Raw genomic sequence first — 20,834 nt, 5'->3', positions numbered from 1 at the left:
CGCGGCCGGACGACGGCCCGCACCCCGACAGCCCCGCCACCCCCGACAGCACCGGTAGTGCCGACACCTCCGGCCGCACCAGCCGCACCGACACCTCCGGCAGCACCGGCATCCGCGACCCCGACGCCCGCCGGCCGGCCCGCATCATGCACGCGGCGTTCTTCCTGCTCCTCGGGGCCTCACTCGCCCGGTATCTGCTGCGGCACCCCTGGGAGGACCGCTCCCCGTGGATCGTCGGCCTGTCGGCGGCGCTCGCCGCGCTGTACGTACTCGGCCCCGTCCTCGGCTCCCGCGCCACGCCCCGCCGACTGGCGTGGCTCGGCACCGTCGTCGCCGTCTGGATGGTGCTCGTGGTCCTCGCGCCGAGTTTCGCCTGGTGCGCGGTGCCGCTCTTCTACACCGGTCTGCGCACGCTCCCGCCGCGCGCCGCGCTCGTCCTGGTCGCGCTGCTCACCACGTTCGTCGTGGCCGCGCAGCTCAGGCTCTCCCAAGGCGGCTTCGACCCGAACCTGCTGATCGCGCCGCCCGCCGTCGCCGCGATCGCGACGGCCGTCTTCGTCCACGCGGAGCGCCTTGCCGCCCGTCAGCGGGCGCTGATCGACGATCTGATCAGGACCCGCCGTGAACTCGCCGCCACCGAGCGCCGGGAAGGCACCCTCGCCGAGCGCCAGCGTCTCTCCATGGAGATCCACGACAGCCTCGCCCAGGGCCTGTCCAGCCAGCAGATGCTGCTCCAGGCCGCGGACCGCACCTGGGACGCGGACCCGGCGACCGCGCGCCGCCACGTCCGTGCCGCCGAGTCGATCGCCGAGCACAACCTCACAGAGGCCCGCCGCTTCGTCCACGACCTGGCACCCGCCGATCTGGCCGCGGGCGGCGGACTGGAACAGGCGCTGCGCGCACTGGCCGAACGCGAGTCGGCCGCCACCGGGATCACCGTCCGCTTCCTTGTGGACGGCGGACCGGCGCCGCTGCCCGACCGGGTGCAGTCGGCGCTGCTGCGGATCGCGCAGGGCGCGCTCGCGAACGTGCGGGAGCACGCGGACGCCACCACGGCCGCGCTGACCCTCACCCACCTGGACGACCAGGTGGTCCTGGACATCGCGGACGACGGTGTGGGCTTCGCACCGCCGACGTCCCCCTCAGCGGGCGTACGCGGCCACGGGCTGCCCGCGATCCGGGCCCGCGCCGAGCAGCTGGGCGGCGCCCTGACGATCGAGTCCGCGCCCGGCGAGGGGACGGTCCTGTCGGCGTCGATCCCGCTGGAGTCCCGTTGAATCCCCGGTCCGTCGAATGAATCCCCGGTCCGTCGAAGCCCCGGTCCGGACCTTGCCGGGGAGTCCGTCAGGACGTCGCAGGAGGCCGGACCCCGTCAGGACGCCGGACCCCGTCAGGGCGCCGGCGCCCGTCAGCACCCGCCAGAACCCGTTGGAGCCCTCGTGACCGTACGGATCCTGCTCTGCGACGACCACGCCGTCGTACGCGCCGGACTTCTCGCACTCCTCGGCAGCGAGGCGGGCATCGAGGTCGTCGGCGAGGCGGGCAGCGGCGAGGAGGCGGTCGCGATGTCCGCCAGGCTGAAGCCGGACGTGGTGCTGATGGACCTCCAGCTCGGTCCCGGCATCGACGGTGTGGAGGCCACCCGACGGATCGCGTCCCCGGACGTCCATGTCCTCGTCCTGACGACGTACGACACGGACGCGGACGTCACCCGCGCCGTCGAGGCCGGCGCGACCGGCTATCTGCTCAAGGCCGAGCGCCCGGAAGAACTCTTCGCCGCGATCCACTCCGCCGCGCAGGGCCGCACGACGCTCTCGCCGCCGGTCGCGAACCGGGTGATGGACCGGATGCGGGGCACGGGCCGCCCCGCCCTCACGGAACGGGAGCTGGACATCCTGGGCCAGCTCGCCCGTGGACTCGGCAACCGCGACATCGCCCGTGCGCTGTTCATCAGCGAGGCCACGGTGAAGACCCATTTGGGCCGCGTCTACGCCAAGTTGGGCGTGGACACACGGGCGGGCGCGGTGGCGGTGGCGAAGGAGCAGCGGCTGCTGCCCTGATCACTCCGCCCCGTCAGAAATCGATCTCCACATCGGTGAGCGGGTAGGCGACACAGCTGTGCGTGTAGCCGAACTGTTCGTCGGCCATGCGCAGGCGGGCCTCCTGCGCCGTGTGCAGCTCGCCCTTGACGACGCGGACGACACACAGACCGCACTCGCCGGAGCGGCACGCCGCTTCCGGGCGTACGCCGTTGTCCTCCAGGGCGTCGAGGAGTGGGCGGTTGCGCGGGGTGCGGAAGGGGGGAGATCCGGTGGCGGTGACCGTCACCTCCTCCGACCCGTCGGTGCCGGCGGGCCAGTGCGGCTGGGCCTCGGGGCGGGCGGGCGCGCCGTTGGCCTCGAAGCGGATCCGGCGGCGGGGCTGGCCGAGGAGGGTGAGCTGTTCGAGGGCGTACGGATACATCGCCTGCGGGCCGCAGACGTAGACCATCCGTCCCCGCAGCGGGCCGGCCAGCTCGCTGATCGTTCCGGCCGTGAGCAGATCGCGGATCACGTGGTCGACGCGGATCGTGCCGGTGTGCGCGGCGGCGAGGGCGTCGAGCTCCTCCCGGAAGATGATGTCGTCGCGGTCGCGGGATCCGTACACGAGGTGGAAACGGCGCTGCAGGCCGTGGTCGGCGATGTCGCGGATCATGCTCATCGCGGGGACGACTCCGGAGCCTCCGGCGAGGAAGACGACGTCGTCGCCGTGGAACAGCGGGTTGTGGTGGAAGGTGCCCATGGGGCCGGTGGTGGTGAGCCGGTCGCCGACGGCGACGGTGTCGACGAGCAGGTTGCTGACCCTGCCGCCGGGAACGCGCCGCACGGTCAGGTCGTAGTGGTCGGCCACGGCGGGGCTGGACGCGATCGCGTACGGCCGGCTCGTGCCGTCCGCGAAGACATTGACGTACTGTCCCGCGAGGAACGGCGGCAGCGGCCGTCCGTCCGCCGGGCGCAGGCGGAACGTCCGGGTGCTCGGCGTCTCGGTGACGACCGCGGCGACGGTGAGACCGATCCGCTTCGGGTGGTACGGATCTGCGCCCGGGGCCTGGGGCGTGGCCGCGGCACCGACGGGACCCGGCCGGGCCTCGCGCCGCGCGAGCTCCGCCTGGATGTCGTCATGGCCGTCGTACAGACCGGCGATGGGGTGCTTCATGCGCATGCCCTCCTGTCGCCCCCGGTTTCCAGCAGCCGCCGGGCGACGGCCGCCCCCGACTGCAGGGTCGGCTGGAAGCCGCCCATACCCACCCAGGAACCGGCCAGATGCAGTCCGGGCACCCGGCTTCCGTCGTTGCCGCGGAACAGCCAGCTCTCGGTGGCGTCCTGCTCATAGCCGTAGAACGCGCCGCCCGGGTGGCCGAGGTAGCGCTTCATCGTCAGCGGCGTGGCGACGTCGACCTCCTCGATCGCGTCCCGCACTCCCGGCGTGACGGTCTCCAGAAGGTCCAGCAGGCCCTCGGCATAGGCGAATTTGGCCCGCGCGTACTCCTGCGGCGGGAGAGCCTCCCAGGCATCGCCGTACTGCAGGGTCATCAGGCTGACGTGGCTGGCGCCGGACGGTGCGAAGCCGATCGGGTCGACGTCGTACGAGGACGCGCAGATCGCCCGGACCGGCTCGCGGGTGCGCATCGAGGCGAAGGTGCGGTCGTCGTCCATGTCGACGTTGACGAAATTGGTGGCGGCCGTGAAGCCCAGCTCGGCAGGGGTCGCGTCCAGGCCCATGTGCAGGACGAAGCCGGAGACCCCGGTGCGCCGGGTGCCGAGATCGCGGGCGACGTCGGAGGGGAGGGCCGTGCCTTCGAGCATGGCGTACGTGGTGGGCAGGGACGCGTTGGAGACGACGTCGGCCGCGGTCACCTGCTCGCCGGTGTCCAGCCGGACGCCGCTGACCCTGCCCCCGCGGGTGGGGATCGCCTCGACCGCGGTGTTGAGGCGGACCTCGCCGCCCGCCCGCAGGAACGAATCGAGCAGGGCGCGCGAGAGGGTCTGGGAGCCTCCGCGGATGTGCCACGGCTTGAACTCGAGATAGGCGAACAGGACGAGCGCCAGGTCCTGGAACGGCAGCCGGGACGGCGGCAGCCCGAGATAGCCCCAGTAGGCGCCGAGCACGGACTTGAGCCGGTCGTCGTCGAAGTGCTCGTCGAGCACGTCCTTGAAGGGACGCAGCCCCTGGCGGAAGAGGAGCGGGTCGATCCGGTCGGGCGGGGTGCCGTTCATCACGGCGACCTGCCAGAACGTGACGTTGCGCAGGAGGTCGAAGAACTTCTCGATCCGGTGGCGGTTGCCGGGGAAGGCGGTTTCGAGCGCGTCGGCCGCGCCCGTCCAGTCCGCGGGCAGGGTCACGTCGAGGACGCCGGGCACCACCGCTCGGTAGAGGTCGCGCTCCTCGACGAACTCGAGCTTGTCGGCGACGCCCAGCTCGGCGAGCAGCCCGCGCAGGGAGAACGCCTGGCCCTCCGCGCCGATCCCGGAGAGCTGGTGCAGGGCGACTTCGAACTCGTACCGGCCGCGGCGGAAGGAGGTCGCACAGCCGCCGGGCACACTGTGCCGCTCGACCAGCAGGGTGCGGGCTCCGGCCCGCTGGAGGGTGACGGCGGCGGTCAGACCCGCGTTGCCCGCGCCGATGACGACGGCGTCGAAGTCGTTCACGACGCCTCCGCCTGTTGTTTGATCTGCTCGAACTGGGCGCCCATGGCCGCCGAGAGCGCCTGGGCGGCCGACAGCGGCCGGACCATCACCATGAAGTCGTCGATGAGCCCGTGCTCGTCGGTGTGGAGGAAGTCGCAGCCGTTGATCTCGAGTCCGCCGACGCGTGCGGTGAAGACGAGCGCGTGGTCCCGGCCGTCGGCGCCGGCGATCTCCCGTACGTAGCGGAAGTCCTCGAAGACACGGGCGACGCCGGCCAGGATCGCGGCGGTGATCGCCTTTCCGTGGTAAGGGCGGAAGGCGACGGGGCTGGTGAAGACGACGTTCTCGGCGAGGAGTGCGGGAACGGCGTCGTGGTCGCCCGCCTCGACGGCTTTGCGGAATGGGTGCATGACCGATCCTCCTGCGGAGCCGGATTGACTACTCACTTTGTTGAGTAGGTGCGATGGAGAGTAATCACCTTGGTGTTAACGTGTCCAGGTGTCTCTCAAGTACGCGGTACTCGCGGCCCTCCTCGAGGGCGAGGCGTCCGGCTACGACCTGGCCAAGATCTTCGACGTCTCGATGGCGAACTTCTGGGCGGCGACGCCTCAGCAGCTGTACCGGGAGCTCGACCGGCTGGCCGCCGACGGCCTGATCGCCGCCCGTGTCGTCCAGCAGGAACGCCGCCCGAACAAGCGGATGTTCACCCTCACGGAAACCGGCCGGGAACACCTGCGCACCTTCACCGCGACCCCGCCGCGCCCCACCACGATCCGCGACGAACTCCTCGTCAAGATCCAGGCCGTGGACGAGGCCGACCCGGACGCGGCGTACGCCCTCGTCGAGGAACGCCTCGAATGGGCCCGCGCCAAGCTGGCCCGCTACGAGCACCTGCGCGATCTGCTCCTGGACGGCCGCACCGAGGACGACCACCTGAGCGACTCCGGCCGCATCGGCCCCTACCTCACGCTCATGCGCGGCCGCTCCTTCGAGGAGGAGAACATCCGCTGGTGCGAGCGGGTGCTGGGGATCCTGGCGCGGCGCAGGTCAGCCGAAGCCCGCCCCTGAAGCGCATCCGCCGGCCGCCCTGTTCCGTCTGAGCCGGTTGGCGCCTCGCAAGGCGTACAGGAAGCGACGTCCGCACACGGCATACGGGCATGACACCATCGACCCGTGCTCGACATCGGCTACTCCCTCTCCCGCCGCTTCCCCGACCCCCCGCAGACCGACTACCGGCGCGTGGACGTCCACGCGCTGCGGCACGACCTCTTCTGCGGTGACGTCTACCTCGCGGACACCAAGGAGGACAGGGAGGTGTCCACAGCCTGGGGATGGGTGCCGGCGCTCGACTTCGCGTGGGCCCTGTGCGACATCGTCGAGCAGCTCGACCGCGACCCCCTCGGCAGCCGCGCCTCGAAACCGCAGTACGCCGAGATCGACTTCACCGAGTCCAGCGACCGCATGCTGTTCGAGCGCCGCTTCGGCTGGGTGGACGTCGAGGCCGACTGGATGCCGGGCGACGAGCCGCCACTCACCTTCAGCCACGGCGAACTGCGCCGCGAAGCCCGCGACTTCCTCCACGATCTGATCGCGGACCTCAGCGACATGCACGACGGCCTCGCCGACAACCCCGTCATCTGGGATCTGCAGGCCCGCTTCCCCCGCACCCCGTGAAGGGGCCGCCTCACTCCTCCACCCGCACACCGATCTGCGCCGCGAACGCCGGTGCCAGATCCAGCAGTTGAGCCGTGCTGATCACCGCACCCGCCAGCCGGTCCACTCCCCGCGCGATGTCCAGCTCCGCCGCCTGCCGCAGGTCCACGTCCCGCATCTGCGCACCGCTGAAGTCCGCCTGCCGGAGCGCGCAGTCCCGGAACTCCACCCGCACCAGCTCCGCCGCCCCGAAGTCCGGCTCGGCCAGGACGCAGCCCTCGAACACCACGTCCTTCAGCTTCGCCCTGCGCAGATTCAGATAGTCGATCTTCCCGCCCCGCACCACCACGCGCTCCAGCACCGCGCCGTGCAGCTGAACCCCGCCCATGCGCACGTCCACGACCTCCACATCCCGCAGCACCGCCCCCGCGAGATCCGTCCCCACACCCCGCACCCCCGTCAGCACAGAGTCGATGAACCGCGCGTTGACCAGCGACGTCTCATCCAGCGCACAGTCCCGCAGCGCACAGTCCAGGAACCGCGCCCCCGCCCCCGCCTGGCCCGCGAGATCCAGCCCGGCCAGCTCGAGGCCGTCGTAGTCCCCGTCCGGCTCCAGCCGCCCCTCCTCGTACGGACGCAGCGGCGGCAGCCGCACCTCCGGCCGCCGGGCCGCCGCGACCCGCGTACTCCGTGGCGTGCTCTTCGCCGCGCTCTTCGCCGTGTCCCTCGTCCCGTGCGCCATGGCCCCATGGTGGCGCACACCACTGACACCGGCCGGGACGGCAACGCTTGACCTCAACCTTGCTCGAGGTTGAAGAGTGGGGCCGGTGACGCGACCCGTCCGGGGGACGCCACAGGCCCAGCCACCCGACACCAAGGGAGACCCCGCCATGCACGCCATCCGCCTCCACGCGTACGGCCCCGCCGGGAACCTCACGTACGAGACCGTCGACGACCCCGGCCCCGGCCCGGGCCAGGTCCGGATCGCCGTCGCCGCGGCCGGCGTGCACCTCCTCGACATCGCCCTGCGCGAAGGCGAGCCCGGCCCGTACCCCGCCCCCGTCGAACTCCCCACCATCCCCGGCAGGGAGATCGCGGGCACCGTGGACCGCCTCGGCGAAGGGACCGACCCCGCCTGGCTCGGCAGGCGCGTCGTCGCCCACATCGGCATGGCCCCGGGAGGCTACGCCGAACTCACCGTCACCGAGGCCACCCGCCTCCACGAGATCCCAGAAGGCCTCGACGAGGCCGAAGCCGTCGCCATGATCGGCACCGGTCGCACCGCCATGGGCATCCTGCAGTTCACCGACCTCGGCCCGGAATCGGTCGCGATCGTCCCCGCCGCGGCCGGAGGCATCGGCACCCTCCTCGTCCAGTACGCCAAGAACGCGGGCGCCACCGTCGTCGGCCTCGCCGGCGGCGCGGAAAAGACCGCTCGCGTCACCGGGAACGGCGCCGACCTCGCCGTCGACTACACCCTCCCCGACTGGCCCGAGCAGGTCCGCTCCCACCTCGGCGACCGCCACGCCACCGTCGTCTTCGACTCCGTCGGCGGAGACACCGCACGCGCCGCGGTCGACCTCCTCGGCAAAGGCGGCCTGCACGTCGTCTTCGGCTGGTCCGGCGAGGGCATTCGCGGAGGCTCCCCGCTCACCTGGACCGACGAAGAGCTCGCCGCACGCGGCATCACCTCCGAGAACGTCCTCGGCCCGGCGATGCTCGAAAAGGCGGGCGGCGACGTACGCAACCTGGAACTCCGCGCCCTCGCAGAGGCCGCCGCAGGCCGACTGCGCCCCGCCGTCCAGCGCTTCCCGCTGACCGAGGCGGCGGCCGCCCACCACGCCCTGGCGACACGCGGCACGACCGGCAAGGTGGTCCTGATCCCGTAGGCCTCGGGGCGTCGGTCGTCGAACGGGGCCCACCCGCAGCCCGTGCGAGCCCCGGGCGCGGGCCCGTCGCTCAGCCGCCGGACCCGCGCCCGGAGCCTCTCGCCGGAACAGCCAGGATCGAGCCCGGCAAGCCCCGGACGACAGGCCTCAACCGCGACCCGACCCGCCCGACCCGCCCGAACCACCCGACCCGCCCCGGTACGACTCGTTCCTGTACACGTCACCTAGATCGCCCATGGACTCGTCCGACACGTCGTCGTACACGTCGTCCCCGGACACCTCCCGCGACTCGGCGGCACCCGGCCCGGCGGCACGCGGCTCCGCACCCGGCTCCCCGCGCGCAGCAGCCCCGCCCGAGGACCCCCGGTCCTCCTTGCGGGCCTTCTCCTCCGCCAGCCGCCTCCGGATCTCCTCGGGCTTGTCTCCGAGCTGGTCCATGACCATCTCCCTCGTCAGCGCCCCGTCCCCCGGTCCCGCGGCAAGACTCACACAGCCCCGCCCCGCCCGCACCCGGAAGCCGCCCCGCCCAGCACCGCCAGCGCCTCGTCGGTCAGCCGGTACACCGTCCACTCGTCCTGCGGACGCGCCCCCAGCGCCTCGTAGAAGTCGATCGACGGGGTGTTCCAGTCCAGCACCGACCACTCCAGCCGCTCATAACCCCGTTCCCCACAGATCCGCGCCAGCTCCGTCAGCAGCGCCTTCCCGAACCCGCCGCCCCGCAGCTCCGGCCGCACATAGAGATCCTCCAGATAGATCCCGTGCACCCCGCGCCACGTGGAGAAGTTCAGGAACCACAACGCGAACCCGGCCACCTCCCCGTCCCCCGTCTCCGCGATGTGCGCGAAAGCGGCCGGACGCTCCCCGAACAGCGCCTCATACAGCTGTTCCTCGGTCGTCCGCACCTCGTGCAAGGACTCCTCGTAGTCGGCGAGCTCACGGATCATCTCGAGGACGACAGGGACATCGGCAGGCGTGGCAGTACGAATCATGCACGCAGCCTGCACACACGAGGGCTCATCGCGCCAGGAGCATCCGGCCGACGGACACCTGCTCCGCCCGAAGCCGCCCGGTCCAGCCCCGTCCGCTCCGTCCGCTCCGTCAGCACATCGAAACGCCACACCCTCGCATCCCCTGCGCCGCGACCAGCTCGTCCGGAATGTCGATCATCGTCGGACCCCACGTCGCCAAAACCCCGCCGGAGCAGTAACGTCCCGCCACACGGACCACACAACCGGGCATCGGGCAGGGAAGAAATGAGCACCGTCAACGGCGGCATATCGTTCTGGTACGCACAAGAAGGCGTCCCCGCCCCCCGGGAACCCCTCCCCGGTGACACCACCGCCGACATCTGCATCGTCGGCGGCGGATACACCGGCCTGTGGACCGCGTACTACCTGAAGAAGGCCGTCCCCTTCCTCAACATCACCGTCCTCGAAGCCAGGTTCTGCGGCTACGGCGCCTCCGGCCGCAACGGCGGCTGGCTCTACAACGGCATCGCAGGCCGCGACCGCTACGCGAAACTGCACGGCCACGACGCCGCCGTACGCCTCCAGCAAGCCATGAACGACACCGTGAGCGAAGTCATCGACATCGCCCGCGACGAACACATCGACGCCGACATCCACCAAGGCGGCGTCCTCGAAATCGCCTACACCCCGGCACAGCTCACCCGGCTCAAGAACTTCCACACCGTCGAGATCACCTTCGGCGAGAAGGACCGCGAACTCTACGGCGCCCGCGAGACCGCCGACCGCATCCGCGTCGCCGGAGCCGTCGGCTCCAGCTGGACCCCCCACGGCGCCCGGCTCCACCCGGTCAAACTGGTCAAGGGACTGGCAGCGGCGGTCGAGGCACTCGGCGTGACCATCCACGAATCGACCCCCGTCACGGAAATCAGACCGAAGCACGCGGTCACCCCGTACGGCACGGTCCGCGCCCCCTACGTACTGCGCTGCACCGAAGGCTTCACGCCGTCCCTCGCGAACCAGCGCCGCACCTGGCTCCCCATGAACTCCTCCATGATCACCACCGAGCCACTCCCCGAGGACGTCTGGGACACCATCGGCTGGGAAGGCCGCGAAACCCTGGGCGACATGGCCCACGCCTACATGTACGCCCAACGCACCGCCGACAACCGCATCGCCCTCGGCGGACGCGGCATCCCCTACCGCTACGGCTCCCGCACCGACAACGACGGAAGCACCCAGCCCGCCACCGTCGAAGCCCTGCGCGCCATCCTCACCCGCTTCTTCCCCCAACTCGCCGGCGTCCGCATCGACCACGCCTGGTCCGGCGTCCTCGGCGTCCCCCGCGACTGGTGCGCCACCGTCACCCTCGACCGCTCCACCGGCCTCGGCTGGGCCGGCGGCTACGTCGGCTCCGGCGTCGCCACCACCAACCTCGCCGCCCGCACCCTCCGCGACCTCATCCAGCAGGACTCCGGCCAGTCAGGCCCCACCGACCTCACCGCACTCCCCTGGGTCAACCACAAGGTGCGCAAGTGGGAACCCGAGCCGTTCCGCTGGCTCGGCGTCCACACCCTCTACGCCGCCTACCGCGCCGCCGACCGCCGCGAACTCGCCGCCCGCAGCGCCGAAACCGACCGCATCGCCACCCTCGCGGACAAAATCTCCGGCCGCCACTGAGCAGGCCGGGGCCCGCAGAGCCCCGGCCCGTCACTCCACCTCGATACCGAAATCCCCCACCAGCGCCTCAAGACCGCCCTGATAGCCCCTGCCGCCCAGCACGAACTCCCAGTCCCCGCCCGCCCGACGCCGGAACGAACCCAACACCAGCGCCGTCTCCCCCGGCCGCCCGTCCGACACGACAAGGCGATCCAGCTCGGCACCCGACGCATCCCGCAACCGGACACCCGCATCCGTGAACCCCGACAGATCCGCACCGGGATTCACCTCCGGATCGACGGCAGCCACCAGAACCAGCCGGTCCGCCCGCTCAGGCAGCGCATCGAATCCCACCCGGATCGCGGCACGGTCGCCCGCGAACGAACGCATCATGCGCACCGAACCATCCGGAGTGCGCTCGTTGTTGAAGAAGACGAAGTAGTCATCGCCCAGCACACGACTGCCCGCACACACCAGCGCACAGACATCCAGCGCCACCGCACCCGCCCAGTTCATCCCCAGCACGTTGAAGTCGTCGCCGGGGTCCTCAGCACCCGTCTCAGGCCGGCCCGCGCCCCCCAGCCGCCCACGCAGACCGTGCCGTTGCAGCAGATCTACCAACTCCGTTCCGGACACCAGCGTCAACGGCTTACCGCTGGCGAAGGCATACGACCCAGGACCGAAGCCCGAAGTCGTCACCAGGACACCCTTGTTGGCTCCCGCCCCCTGCACGGTGCCGAACAGATCCCGCACCGCACTCGGCGGAACCGTCTTCCGGTACCGCTTCACCTGAACGATGATCTTTCCGCCGCTGATCGGATCCGGGTCCACCGCATCGACGTCCACACCACCGTCGTTCGACCGCTGTGTCGTCACCGCCTGCATACCCCGCGCCCGGAACAGCTCGGCCACGAGCCCTTCGAACGCCACCGGATCCATCGCCAACAGATCCGGCTCCTCCCCGCCCCCGTGCGACACCACCCCCGAGCCCACCTGCTCCGGAACCCGCCCAGGACGGACCGCAACCCGCTGATCCGGCCGCGCCGACAACAACCCCCGCAGCCCATCCGTCAGACAGTCAACCGCACTGACCAGCTCCAGATTCAGCCCGTCGAAAACCGAACGCTCGACCAGCACCGACGCCAGAAAGATCCGCGCCTGCCGACCCGTCGCCGGATCATGATCATCGACAAAACCGTTCAGCACCACCGAGTCCAGCACACCGCACTCATCAGCGGCGAACAGCTCCCGCAACGCCAACAGAACCGACTGCGCCAGCACGTCCCGATACAGCGCCCGACGCTGAGTCACCGGCCGGGCGATCTCCTTCTCCTGATCCGTACCGACCAGATAGCGCACGCCCTTCGCCTCCGGCACAACATCGAACCCCGGCAGCTCCCAGTCCAACACCAGCTGCCGCGCCGCCCGGTCGTACGCCGCCGACACCTGCCGCGGAAAGCCCTCCGGCCACGTCGAAGACGCATACAACGCGGCCGAGAAGAACTCCACCACCGTGTCCGGCTCGCCGGCCGCCAACGCCTCCGCCATCCCGGCAATCCCCGCGTTGTGCTCCCGCACCTCCGCCAGCCGCGCCGCCGCCCACACGTCGTACTGCTGCCGATAGGCCGCCAGATCCTGCAGCCGCCTCGCCTCGGCCGCCTGCGCCGCATACCAGTCCTGCTCGAACCGAGCCTGCGCCTCCCGCTGCGCCTGTGCCCGCCCCGCGGCCGTCCACCCACCCTGCGACTGATACCGAGTCGCTTCCGGCATCACCACCGGCTGCCCCAGCGGCCCCGGCGAAAAGGGCTCGATCTCCTCCCGCTGCCGGAGCGCCGCCGCACGGAACGCCGGCGCCCGACAACCGGCTGCCAGCAACCCCTCCAGCTCCGACACCCGGGCCTCGATCTCCCGCGTCCGCCGCAGAACATCAGCCTCACGCTGCCGCCGATACGCCGCCTGCTGCTCCCGATGCATCCGAGCCATGTCCCGCTCGTACGCCCGCTGCTGCCTCTCCTGCTCCCGCTGCTGCCGCACCACCGCCCACTGCTGCGCCTCACGCTGCCGCTGCTGCTGCCGCTGCGCCTCCGCCCAGACCCCGATCAGCCCACTGGAACGACGACTCATCCGACGTACCCCTCCCCAGGAACACACCGTCACACCCTGCAAAACGCAAGTGTCCCGGATCGGAGTGATCCGGGACACACGTTCGCTGGAGCCGCCTGTCGGAATCGAACCGACGACCTTCCCATTACAAGTGGGGCGCTCTACCAACTGAGCTAAGGCGGCATCGCGTACTCAGCGCCGTACGCGGAGGCTCCCCCACTGTACACAGCGCCCAATTCCCACGACCACGTGATTCATGACCTTCCGGCCGGCTGTTCGTCGAGTGCACTGACGTGCTGTTCCGATGATCGGCTCGCGGGGAGGGGGCGATGACAGAGCGCGGGACGGAGGTGCCTGTCGTGCAGCTCAAGACGGACCTGCTGGTCAAAAGTGCGCGCTCCGGCTTGCTGACAGAACAGGGATTGCCAGGTAGCGTCACCTGAAGTTCACTCCGGTGGACTAGACCCATCCTTCCTTTACTCGGATCGTCCGGCACGTTCCTGCCGGTGAAGGGACTCATCACCCATGGCCACTGTCACTTTCGACAAGGCAACCCGGATCTACCCGGGCTCCACCAAGCCCGCCGTCGACGGGCTCGAGATCGAGATCGAGGACGGCGAGTTCCTCGTTCTGGTCGGCCCCTCCGGCTGCGGCAAGTCCACCTCCCTGCGCATGCTCGCGGGTCTCGAGGACGTGAACGGCGGATCCATCCGCATCGGTGACCGCGACGTCACCCACCTCCCGCCGAAGGACCGGGACATCGCCATGGTGTTCCAGAACTACGCGCTCTACCCGCACATGACCGTGGCCGACAACATGGGCTTCGCGCTCAAGATCGCCGGGGTCAACAAGGCCGTCATCCGGCAGAAGGTCGAGGAAGCGGCGAAGATCCTCGACCTGACCGAGTACCTGGACCGCAAGCCGAAGGCGCTGTCCGGTGGCCAGCGCCAGCGTGTGGCGATGGGGCGGGCCATCGTGCGTGAGCCGCAGGTGTTCCTCATGGACGAGCCGCTGTCGAACCTCGACGCGAAGCTCCGTGTCTCGACGCGTACGCAGATCGCGTCGCTGCAGCGCCGTCTCGGCATCACCACGGTGTACGTCACGCACGACCAGGTCGAGGCCATGACGATGGGCGACCGGGTCGCCGTGCTGAAGGACGGTCTGCTGCAGCAGATCGACTCGCCCCGGAACATGTACGACCGTCCGGCGAACCTGTTCGTCGCGGGCTTCATCGGTTCCCCGGCCATGAACCTGGTCGAGGTGCCGATCACCGACGGCGGTGTGAAGTTCGGCAACAGTGTCGTGCCGGTCTCGCGCGAGGCGCTGGCCGCCGCCGCGGACAGGGGCGACCGGACCGTGACCGTCGGCGTCCGGCCGGAGCACTTCGAGGTGGTGGAGCTGAACGGCGCCGCGGCGCAGTCGTTGTCGAAGCAGGCGGTGGACGCGCCGGCCGGTCTGGCCGTGACCGTGAACGTGGTCGAGGAGCTCGGCGCGGACGGTTATGTGTACGGCACCGCCGAGGTCGGCGGGGAGAAGAAGGACCTGGTGGTCCGGGTGAACGGCCGTTCCGTGCCGGAGAAGGGCGCCGAGCTTCACGTCGTTCCGCGGCCGGGCGAGACGCATGTCTTCTCGACGTCGACGGGCGAGCGCCTGAGCGACTGACGCGGCGGGTTGCTGCGGCGCACGCGACCGACGCGACCGACACGACCGGACCGGACCGCGGCCCGCGCGGCTGACGCGACGGGACGGGACCGGGATACGTGGGCGGCGCCCTTGCTCCGGCGAGGGGGCCGTTTCGCGTGTGTCGACAAATACCCCGGCAGAACGGGCAATTCACCCCAGCCGTCAACACCCGATTCGAAAGAACCTCTCGAACCATCGCTCGCGCGAGTGACTAAATGTCGCCAAATCACTACTGGCCGCTACGCTCGCCTGCGTGACCCACACAGCCCGCCGTATCGGCCGCACTCTCGCCCTCGTCCTGCCCGTCGTCCTGGTGCTTTCCGGAACTCTCGCGGTCACCAGCGTCCCGTGGGCAGGGCGCAACACCGAGTCGCGGATGCTCACCGCGTCCTCGGAGAATGTATCGGTCCGCGCCAAGTCCCATGCTCCGCACGAGGTTCTGCGCGACAAGCTGCTCGCCGAGCTGCAGGAGAAGGACCCGGGCACGGCCCTCACCCACCTCCAGCGCGAGGTCGAGGAGCGCCCGTCGCTCGCCAGGCACTGCATGACGATCGCGAAGGCTCTCGGCCGTGCCGCGGTGGCGCACTACGGTCCCACGCGCGCGCAGTCGTTCTCACGGCCCGTCTGCGACACCTCGTTCGCCGCCGGCGTCTACCAGCAGGCACAGGGCCGCTGACGGCAACGAGGCGGCTCCTGGGAGCCGCCTGAAGGGGGCTGCCGCTTATCGTGCTCCTATGCATACGTATCCGACGCAGGCCGTCGTCCTGGCAGGGGGCCAGGGCTCGCGACTGCGCCCGTACACCGACGACCGCCCCAAGCCGATGGTCGAGATCCCGGGAACCGGGACCCCGATCATCGGCCATCAGCTTGCCTGGCTCGCTGCCGAGGGCGTGACCGACGCCGTGGTTTCCTGCGGGCATCTCGCCGAGGTGCTGCAGGAGTGGCTGGACGGTGCCGTGCTGCCGCTGCGTGTGACGACGGTCGTCGAGGAGGAGCCCCTGGGCCGGGGCGGCGGCCTCAAGTACGCCGCGAAGAGCCTCCCGCACCCGGATGAGCCGTGGTACGCCACGAACGGCGACATCTGGACGCGTTTCTCGTTGCGTGAGATGGCCGAGTTCCACGCGGAACGGGATGCCACCGCGACGCTTGCCCTGGCCCGTCCCCGTATTCCGTGGGGGGCCGTGGAGACCGACGAGTTCGGGCATGTGCTGGACTTCATCGAGTCGCCGCCGTCGCCGTATCTCATCAACGCGGGTGTGTACGTCTTCTCCGCGGCGTTCACGAGTCTGCTGCCGGAGCGTGGCGACCACGAGCGCACGACGTTCCCCCGGCTGGCCCGTGAGCGCGCACTGGCGGGGTTCCCGTTGCCGCAGGGGGCCTACTGGCGCGCCATCGACACGGCGAAGGACCTGACGGAGGCGGCGAAGGAACTCTCGGCGCACGACTCCTGACCCGTCCGCCCGCTTGACCGTCCGCCCGCTGGACCGCTTGACCGCTTGACCGTCCGACCGCCTGACCTGTCCGACCGCCTGCAGGACGCGTCGAGCTGCACCACCCCGGCCCGCATCCGGTCGCGCGGGCCCGGACCACGCCTGAGGGGCGGTCACCGCAGTCGTATCGACTCGGTGACCGCCCCTCGGTCGTGCGGGGGGCCTCTCAGCCCAGGAGACCGCCGATCGGGTTGCGGTTGCCTCCGCCGGAGCCCCCGCCGTTGCCCCCGGATCCGCCGTCGCCGGATCCGCCGCCCGTGCCGCCGCCTCCCGAGCCGTTGCCGCCTGTGGCACCGCCGCCCGTCGCAGGCCCCGAGCTGCTGGACGGGGCCTGCTCGGCCGGCTGCGACCGGGCCGGCGGCTGCCGGCTTCCCGTGCCCTGGGACTGGCTGGGGCTGCCCGCCTGGCCGACGCTGCCGGTCTCGCCGGCCGTCTCGGACGGTTCGGCCTTCTCCGCGGCGGGGCTGCTCGTCTCGCTCCTGGCGGGTTCGGGCCGGTGCTTCGCCTCCCTGCTCGGGCTGCGCTCGCCCGATTCCTGGGGCAGCGGGGAGCCGGGGAGATGGTTGGTGGGATCGACGTTGGGGCCGGGCACGGTGACCAGCTCCGTGGAGCGCACCGCTCCGCCGAGGATCGAGCCGACGAGCAGGGTCAGGCCCACGACCACCGCGGCGAGCACCCCGCCCCGCCGCAGCACGCGGCGTCGCAGCTCCCGCAGTTCCGTGCGCGGGCCGAGCCTGCGCCAGGCCTCGCCCGCGAGGCGCCCGTCGACGGAGTACACGGGGGCGCCGGCGATGATCAGGGGGGACCAGGCGGCGAGGTTGATGATGTCCGGTGCGTCGTAGGCCGGAGCGGTCCGCCAGCTGACGGTCATGATCAGCGCGGCGGAGAGCAGCGCCCCGACGACGGCCGCGACCCGCTGCCAGAGGCCGAGGACGGTGAGGACGCCGACGACGACCTGCAGGAACGCGACGGTGAGTCCGGCGCCCACGGGGTGCGACAGCGCGAAGTCGCGCAGCGGCCCGGCCAGCGTCCAGGGGTCGAGCGAGTTCAGCCACTTGACCATGGAGCCGCGTTCGCCGCCGTCGAAGTACACGGGGTCGCAGAGCTTGCCCATGCCGGCGTAGATGGAGATGAGGCCGAGGAAGACGCGGAGCGGGAGGAGTACGACGCCGAGGTTCATGCGACGCCCCGGGTAGTAGGCGTGTCGCACACCCGGGTCGGCCGCGGGGCCGCGCCGGCGGGGCTCGTACCCGAAGTCGGGCTCCTCGTCGGCCTCTTGACCGTACGGCTCGTAAGCGTCGTAGGCCCCCTCCGCCTGCCGCATGGGCGGGAGCAGCGGGCCGCCCGGTCGTCCGACGACGGGCGTGCGTACGGTGTCGGGGTCGGATGACCGGCCGACGCGGGGAATGACCTGCGTGGCGCCGCCCTCGAAGCCTGGCTGTTCGAAGCCGGGCCGCTCGAAGCCCGTCCCTTCGAAGCCCGTCCCTTCGAAGCCGGGGCCCCCGATGCCCGGACGCTCGAAGCCCGACCCGTCGAAGTCCGTTCCGTCGAAGCCGGGACGCTCGAAACCGGCCCCGTCGAAACCGGGACGCTCGAAACCGGCTCCCTCGAAACCGGCCCCGTCGAAGCCGCCGCCGGTGTGGGCGCCGGTATGCGTGACAGCCCCGGAGCTGCGTACCGCCTGCAGCAGACCGGTCGCCCCGGGATCGCCGGGAGCGGACCTCCCGCTCCACACCACGGGCGCGCGGCGGCGCGCCGCCGCGCCGGCACCACGGCCGGCGGGGATCCTGGCGGTCTCCGCCACGCCTCGCGTGGGCTGGCTCGGGCCGAGCTTCACCCGGAAGCTGGCGTGGTTCACGATGACCTGCGCGGGATCGCAGTTCACCTTGGCCATGCTCAGGGAGGGCTGCTCGTCGAACCCGGCCCGGGGAGTTCTGGTGTCCACACTCATCTAACCGAGTGACTTGTGCTTAGGACACTGCCTTGACGGCCCTGAAATGTCCGAGACCCGTCAAGATCGTCCCGTTCCCCCCGACGGGGGAACCGGCGTTCGACCATGGGACGCCAGTAGCCGCTGGAATCACGGGAGTTGGCGCCCGGAGGACGCAGCGGCCGTCCGCCTCCGCTCAGGGACCCGGGTCAGGATTCCGGCGGGACGGGACCCGGGGCACCAGGGCCCCCGAGGCCCCGATACCCCGCGATGCCGTCCGGATCCGGATCAGCCTCTGCGCCGCGCAGCCTCGTACAGCACCACTCCCGCCGCGACACCCGCGTTCAGGGACTCCGCCCCGCCGGGCATCGGGATACGCACCCGGAAGTCGCAGGTTTCGCCGACCAGGCGGGACAGGCCCTTGCCCTCGCTGCCGACGACGATGACGACCGGGCCGTGCAGGGCGTCGAGCTCGCCGACCTCGGTCTCGCCGTCCGCCGCGAGACCGACGACCGTGATGCCGGCCTTCTGGTAGGCCTCCAGGGCGCGGGTCAGGTTGGTGGCGCGGGCGACCGGGGTGCGTGCGGCGGTGCCCGCGGAGGTCTTCCAGGCGCCGGCGGTCATGCCGGCGGCGCGCCGCTCGGGCACGACGACGCCGTGGCCGCCGAAGGCCGCGACGGAGCGGACGACCGCGCCGAGGTTGCGGGGGTCGGTGACGCCGTCGAGGGCGACGATGAGGGGGTCCTCGCCGTCGTCGAACGCGGCGGCCGCGAGGTCCTCGGGGTGGGCGTACTCGTACGGCGGGACCTGCAGGACGAGGCCCTGGTGGTTCAGGCCGTTCGTCATCCGGTCCAGCTCGGCGCGGGGTGCCTCCATCAGGTTGATGTTGCCGCGCTCGGTGGCGAGCTGGATGGCCTCGCGCACCCGCTCGTCGTTGTCGATGAACTGCTGGATGTACAGCGTGGTCGCGGGCACGCCGTCGCGCAGTGCCTCGAAGACGGGGTTACGGCCGACGACCATCTCGGACGTGCCCTTGCCGCCGCGGCGGGCGACCGGCCGCCGCTGGGCCTGCTTGGCCTTGGCGTTGGCGATGCGGTTCTTCGTATGGCCCTTGCGGGCGGATGCGGGCGGCGTGGGGCCCTTGCCCTCGAGGCCGCGGCGTCGCTTGCCACCGCTTCCGACCGTCGCGCCCTTCTTGTTGGACGTGCGGCGGTTCCTGCGCTGGCTGTTCCCGGCCATGACTACCTGTTTCCTGAATCTTTCGAGTCTTCGAATGGCTAATGCGTGTGTACGTAACCCGTGTGTACGTAACAAAGTGTGCCGCCCGGAGCCCCGGGCGGCACACTTTCGCTGGTCAGCGCGGTCCGAGCGTCCAGCGTGGGCCGTCGGGGCTGTCCTCGATGTCGAGCCCGGACTGGTTGAGCTGGTCGCGGATGGCGTCGGCCGTGCCCCAGTCCTTGCGGGCACGGGCGGACTCGCGCTGCTGCAGTACGAGCCGTACGAGGGTGTCGACGACTCCGTGGAGGTCCTCGCCGCGGTCGGCCTCGCCCGCCCAGTGCGGATCCAGCGGGTCCAGGCCGAGCACGCCGAGCATGGCCCGCACCTCGGCGAGCCGTTCGACGGCTGCTTCCTTGTCGTCGGCGGCGAGTGCCGAATTCCCCTGCCGGACCGTGGTGTGGACGATGGCGAGCGCCTGCGGCACCCCCAGGTCGTCGTCCATGGCTTCGGCGAAGGCCGGCGGCACCTCGGCGGCGGGCTCGACGACGCCCCCCGCCTTCTCGACGACTCGCTGGACGAAGCCCTCGATGCGCGCGAACGCCGACTCCGCCTCGCGCAGGGCCTCCTCGCTGTACTCGATCATCGACCGGTAGTGCGGGGTGCCCAGGTAGTAGCGCAGCACGATGGGCCGCCACTGCTTGACCATCTCGGAGACGAGGACCGAGTTGCCGAGCGACTTCGACATCTTCTCGCCGCTCATGGTCACCCAGGCGTTGTGCACCCAGTACGAGGCGAAGTCGTCGCCGAAGGCCTTGGCCTGGGCGATCTCGTTCTCGTGGTGGGGGAAGATCAGGTCGATGCCGCCGCCGTGGATGTCGAAGGCGGAGCCCAGGTACTTGTGCGCCATGGCGGAGCACTCGAGGTGCCAGCCGGGGCGCCCCCGTCCCCAGGGGGTTTCCCACGAGGGCTCGCCGGGCTTCGCCGCCTTCCACATGGCGAAGTCCCGGGGGTCGCGCTTGCCGGTCTCGCCCTCGCCGGACGGCTGGCGCAGATCGTCGAGGGCCTGGTTGGACAGTTCCAGATAGCCGGGCAGGGAGCGTACGTCGAAGTAGACGTTGCCGTCGGCCTCGTAGGCGTGGCCGCGTTCGATGAGCCCGCGCATCATCTCCACCATCTCGGTGATGTGGCCGGTGGCCCGGGGCTCGTACGTGGGCGGCAGGCAGCCGAGCGCGTCGTAACCCGCGTTGAACGCGCGCTCGTTCTCGTATCCGATCGACCACCAGGGGCGCCCCTGGAGTTCGGCCTTGGCGATGATCTTGTCGTCGATGTCGGTCACGTTGCGGATGAACGTGACGTCGTAGCCGCGGTACTCGAACCAGCGGCGCATGATGTCGAAGTTGAGTCCGGACCTGATGTGCCCGATGTGCGGGGCGGACTGCACGGTCGCGCCACACAGGTAGATCGAGACACAGCCCGGCGCGAGCGGGACGAAGTCACGGATCTGCCGGGCGCCGGTGTCGTACAGCCGAATAGTCACGCACTCAAGAGTAGTGGCCCGGTGGCCGTGCCCCGCGCCC

The 20,834-nt window shown here is 70.9% G+C and carries 19 protein-coding genes and 1 tRNA gene; 9 read left to right on the top strand and 11 right to left on the bottom strand.

Annotation, left to right across the window (positions count from 1 at the left end; translation table 11 throughout):
• The first annotated feature begins 146 nt into the window (after positions 1-146).
• Both ACFU5O_RS33035 and ACFU5O_RS33030 read left to right on the top strand, forming a co-directional pair.
• Complete coding sequence (locus ACFU5O_RS33035) at positions 147-1,277, top strand: sensor histidine kinase (protein WP_384246098.1); 1,131 nt, start codon at positions 147-149, stop codon at positions 1,275-1,277.
• Between the two features lie 162 nt (positions 1,278-1,439).
• Complete coding sequence (locus ACFU5O_RS33030) at positions 1,440-2,060, top strand: response regulator (RefSeq protein ID WP_384246034.1); 621 nt, start codon at positions 1,440-1,442, stop codon at positions 2,058-2,060.
• A gap of 13 nt (positions 2,061-2,073) precedes the next feature.
• Here the strand turns inward: ACFU5O_RS33030 and ACFU5O_RS33025 are convergent, their stop codons facing one another.
• The 3 genes from ACFU5O_RS33025 to ACFU5O_RS33015 are packed head-to-tail and all read right to left on the bottom strand — an operon-like array spanning position 2,074 to position 5,077.
• Positions 2,074-3,195, bottom strand: a complete 1,122-nt coding sequence (locus ACFU5O_RS33025; RefSeq protein ID WP_384246032.1) for an FAD-binding oxidoreductase — start codon at positions 3,193-3,195, stop codon at positions 2,074-2,076.
• Positions 3,192-4,688, bottom strand: a complete 1,497-nt coding sequence (locus ACFU5O_RS33020) for a phytoene desaturase family protein (protein WP_384246031.1) — start codon at positions 4,686-4,688, stop codon at positions 3,192-3,194. The genes ACFU5O_RS33025 and ACFU5O_RS33020 overlap by 4 nt, the downstream gene beginning before the upstream one ends.
• Positions 4,685-5,077 carry a nuclear transport factor 2 family protein gene (locus ACFU5O_RS33015; RefSeq protein WP_384246029.1) on the bottom strand — a complete coding sequence of 131 codons (393 nt, stop codon included), beginning with the start codon at positions 5,075-5,077 and terminating at the stop codon, positions 4,685-4,687. Before ACFU5O_RS33015 ends, ACFU5O_RS33020 begins: the two co-directional genes overlap by 4 nt.
• An 88-nt stretch (positions 5,078-5,165) precedes the next feature.
• On the opposite strand from ACFU5O_RS33015, the gene ACFU5O_RS33010 reads away from it, so the two are divergent.
• Together ACFU5O_RS33010 and ACFU5O_RS33005 are read left to right on the top strand one after the other, a co-directional pair.
• Positions 5,166-5,735, top strand: a complete 570-nt coding sequence (locus ACFU5O_RS33010; protein WP_384246028.1) for a PadR family transcriptional regulator — start codon at positions 5,166-5,168, stop codon at positions 5,733-5,735.
• A gap of 105 nt (positions 5,736-5,840) precedes the next feature.
• Entirely contained in the window at positions 5,841-6,341 is a 501-nt protein-coding gene (locus ACFU5O_RS33005; RefSeq protein WP_384246026.1) for a hypothetical protein, read from the top strand.
• A 10-nt stretch (positions 6,342-6,351) separates the two neighbouring features.
• On the opposite strand, the gene ACFU5O_RS33000 is transcribed toward ACFU5O_RS33005, so the two are convergent.
• Entirely contained in the window at positions 6,352-7,062 is a 711-nt protein-coding gene (locus ACFU5O_RS33000) for a pentapeptide repeat-containing protein (protein WP_384246025.1), read from the bottom strand.
• A 148-nt stretch (positions 7,063-7,210) separates the two neighbouring features.
• On the opposite strand from ACFU5O_RS33000, the gene ACFU5O_RS32995 reads away from it, so the two are divergent.
• Positions 7,211-8,209 (top strand): zinc-binding dehydrogenase, encoded by a 999-nt coding sequence (locus ACFU5O_RS32995; RefSeq protein WP_384246023.1) that lies wholly within the window; start codon positions 7,211-7,213, stop codon positions 8,207-8,209.
• A 147-nt stretch (positions 8,210-8,356) separates the two neighbouring features.
• On the opposite strand, the gene ACFU5O_RS32990 is transcribed toward ACFU5O_RS32995, so the two are convergent.
• Together ACFU5O_RS32990 and ACFU5O_RS32985 are read right to left on the bottom strand one after the other, a co-directional pair.
• Complete coding sequence (locus ACFU5O_RS32990; protein ID WP_384246022.1) at positions 8,357-8,647, bottom strand: hypothetical protein; 291 nt, start codon at positions 8,645-8,647, stop codon at positions 8,357-8,359.
• Positions 8,648-8,694: 47 nt separating this feature from the next.
• On the bottom strand, positions 8,695-9,198 hold the full coding sequence (locus ACFU5O_RS32985) for a GNAT family N-acetyltransferase (protein WP_384246020.1): 504 nt from the start codon (positions 9,196-9,198) through the stop codon (positions 8,695-8,697).
• 264 nt (positions 9,199-9,462) lie between these two features.
• Here ACFU5O_RS32985 and ACFU5O_RS32980 point away from each other — a divergent pair, with 264 nt between their 5' ends.
• Complete coding sequence (locus tag ACFU5O_RS32980) at positions 9,463-10,854, top strand: NAD(P)/FAD-dependent oxidoreductase (RefSeq protein WP_384246019.1); 1,392 nt, start codon at positions 9,463-9,465, stop codon at positions 10,852-10,854.
• Between the two features lie 30 nt (positions 10,855-10,884).
• Here ACFU5O_RS32980 and ACFU5O_RS32975 read toward each other — a convergent pair whose 3' ends face one another.
• Together ACFU5O_RS32975 and ACFU5O_RS32970 are read right to left on the bottom strand one after the other, a co-directional pair.
• On the bottom strand, positions 10,885-12,957 hold the full coding sequence (locus tag ACFU5O_RS32975) for a restriction endonuclease (RefSeq protein WP_384246017.1): 2,073 nt from the start codon (positions 12,955-12,957) through the stop codon (positions 10,885-10,887).
• An 86-nt stretch (positions 12,958-13,043) separates the two neighbouring features.
• A tRNA-Thr gene (locus tag ACFU5O_RS32970) sits at positions 13,044-13,119 on the bottom strand.
• 342 nt (positions 13,120-13,461) lie between these two features.
• On the opposite strand from ACFU5O_RS32970, the gene ACFU5O_RS32965 reads away from it, so the two are divergent.
• The 3 genes from ACFU5O_RS32965 to ACFU5O_RS32955 all read left to right on the top strand — a co-directional run bounded on the left by ACFU5O_RS32965 (position 13,462) and on the right by ACFU5O_RS32955 (position 16,070).
• The gene (locus ACFU5O_RS32965; RefSeq protein WP_384246016.1) at positions 13,462-14,598 is read left to right on the top strand and encodes an ABC transporter ATP-binding protein; all 1,137 of its coding nucleotides are present in this window, start codon (positions 13,462-13,464) and stop codon (positions 14,596-14,598) included.
• 274 nt (positions 14,599-14,872) lie between these two features.
• Positions 14,873-15,295, top strand: a complete 423-nt coding sequence (locus ACFU5O_RS32960; RefSeq protein ID WP_384246014.1) for a hypothetical protein — start codon at positions 14,873-14,875, stop codon at positions 15,293-15,295.
• A gap of 58 nt (positions 15,296-15,353) precedes the next feature.
• Positions 15,354-16,070 carry an NDP-sugar synthase gene (locus ACFU5O_RS32955; protein WP_384246013.1) on the top strand — a complete coding sequence of 239 codons (717 nt, stop codon included), beginning with the start codon at positions 15,354-15,356 and terminating at the stop codon, positions 16,068-16,070.
• Positions 16,071-16,275: 205 nt separating this feature from the next.
• Here the strand turns inward: ACFU5O_RS32955 and ACFU5O_RS32950 are convergent, their stop codons facing one another.
• The 3 genes from ACFU5O_RS32950 to cysS all read right to left on the bottom strand — a co-directional run bounded on the left by ACFU5O_RS32950 (position 16,276) and on the right by cysS (position 20,794).
• Entirely contained in the window at positions 16,276-18,060 is a 1,785-nt protein-coding gene (locus tag ACFU5O_RS32950) for a DoxX family membrane protein (protein WP_384246012.1), read from the bottom strand.
• A 267-nt stretch (positions 18,061-18,327) separates the two neighbouring features.
• Positions 18,328-19,278 (bottom strand): 23S rRNA (guanosine(2251)-2'-O)-methyltransferase RlmB, encoded by a 951-nt coding sequence (gene rlmB, locus ACFU5O_RS32945; protein ID WP_384246010.1) that lies wholly within the window; start codon positions 19,276-19,278, stop codon positions 18,328-18,330.
• 115 nt (positions 19,279-19,393) lie between these two features.
• Positions 19,394-20,794: a cysteine--tRNA ligase gene (gene cysS / locus ACFU5O_RS32940; protein ID WP_384246009.1), complete on the bottom strand. Its 1,401-nt coding sequence runs from the start codon at positions 20,792-20,794 to the stop codon at positions 19,394-19,396.
• Positions 20,795-20,834: the final 40 nt, after the last annotated feature.

Source organism: Streptomyces sp. NPDC057445 (assembly GCF_042802855.1).
GTDB lineage: Bacteria > Actinomycetota > Actinomycetes > Streptomycetales > Streptomycetaceae > Streptomyces.
The sequence above is the reverse complement of the archived record's forward strand: the minus strand, read 5'-3'. Positions and strand labels throughout refer to the sequence as shown.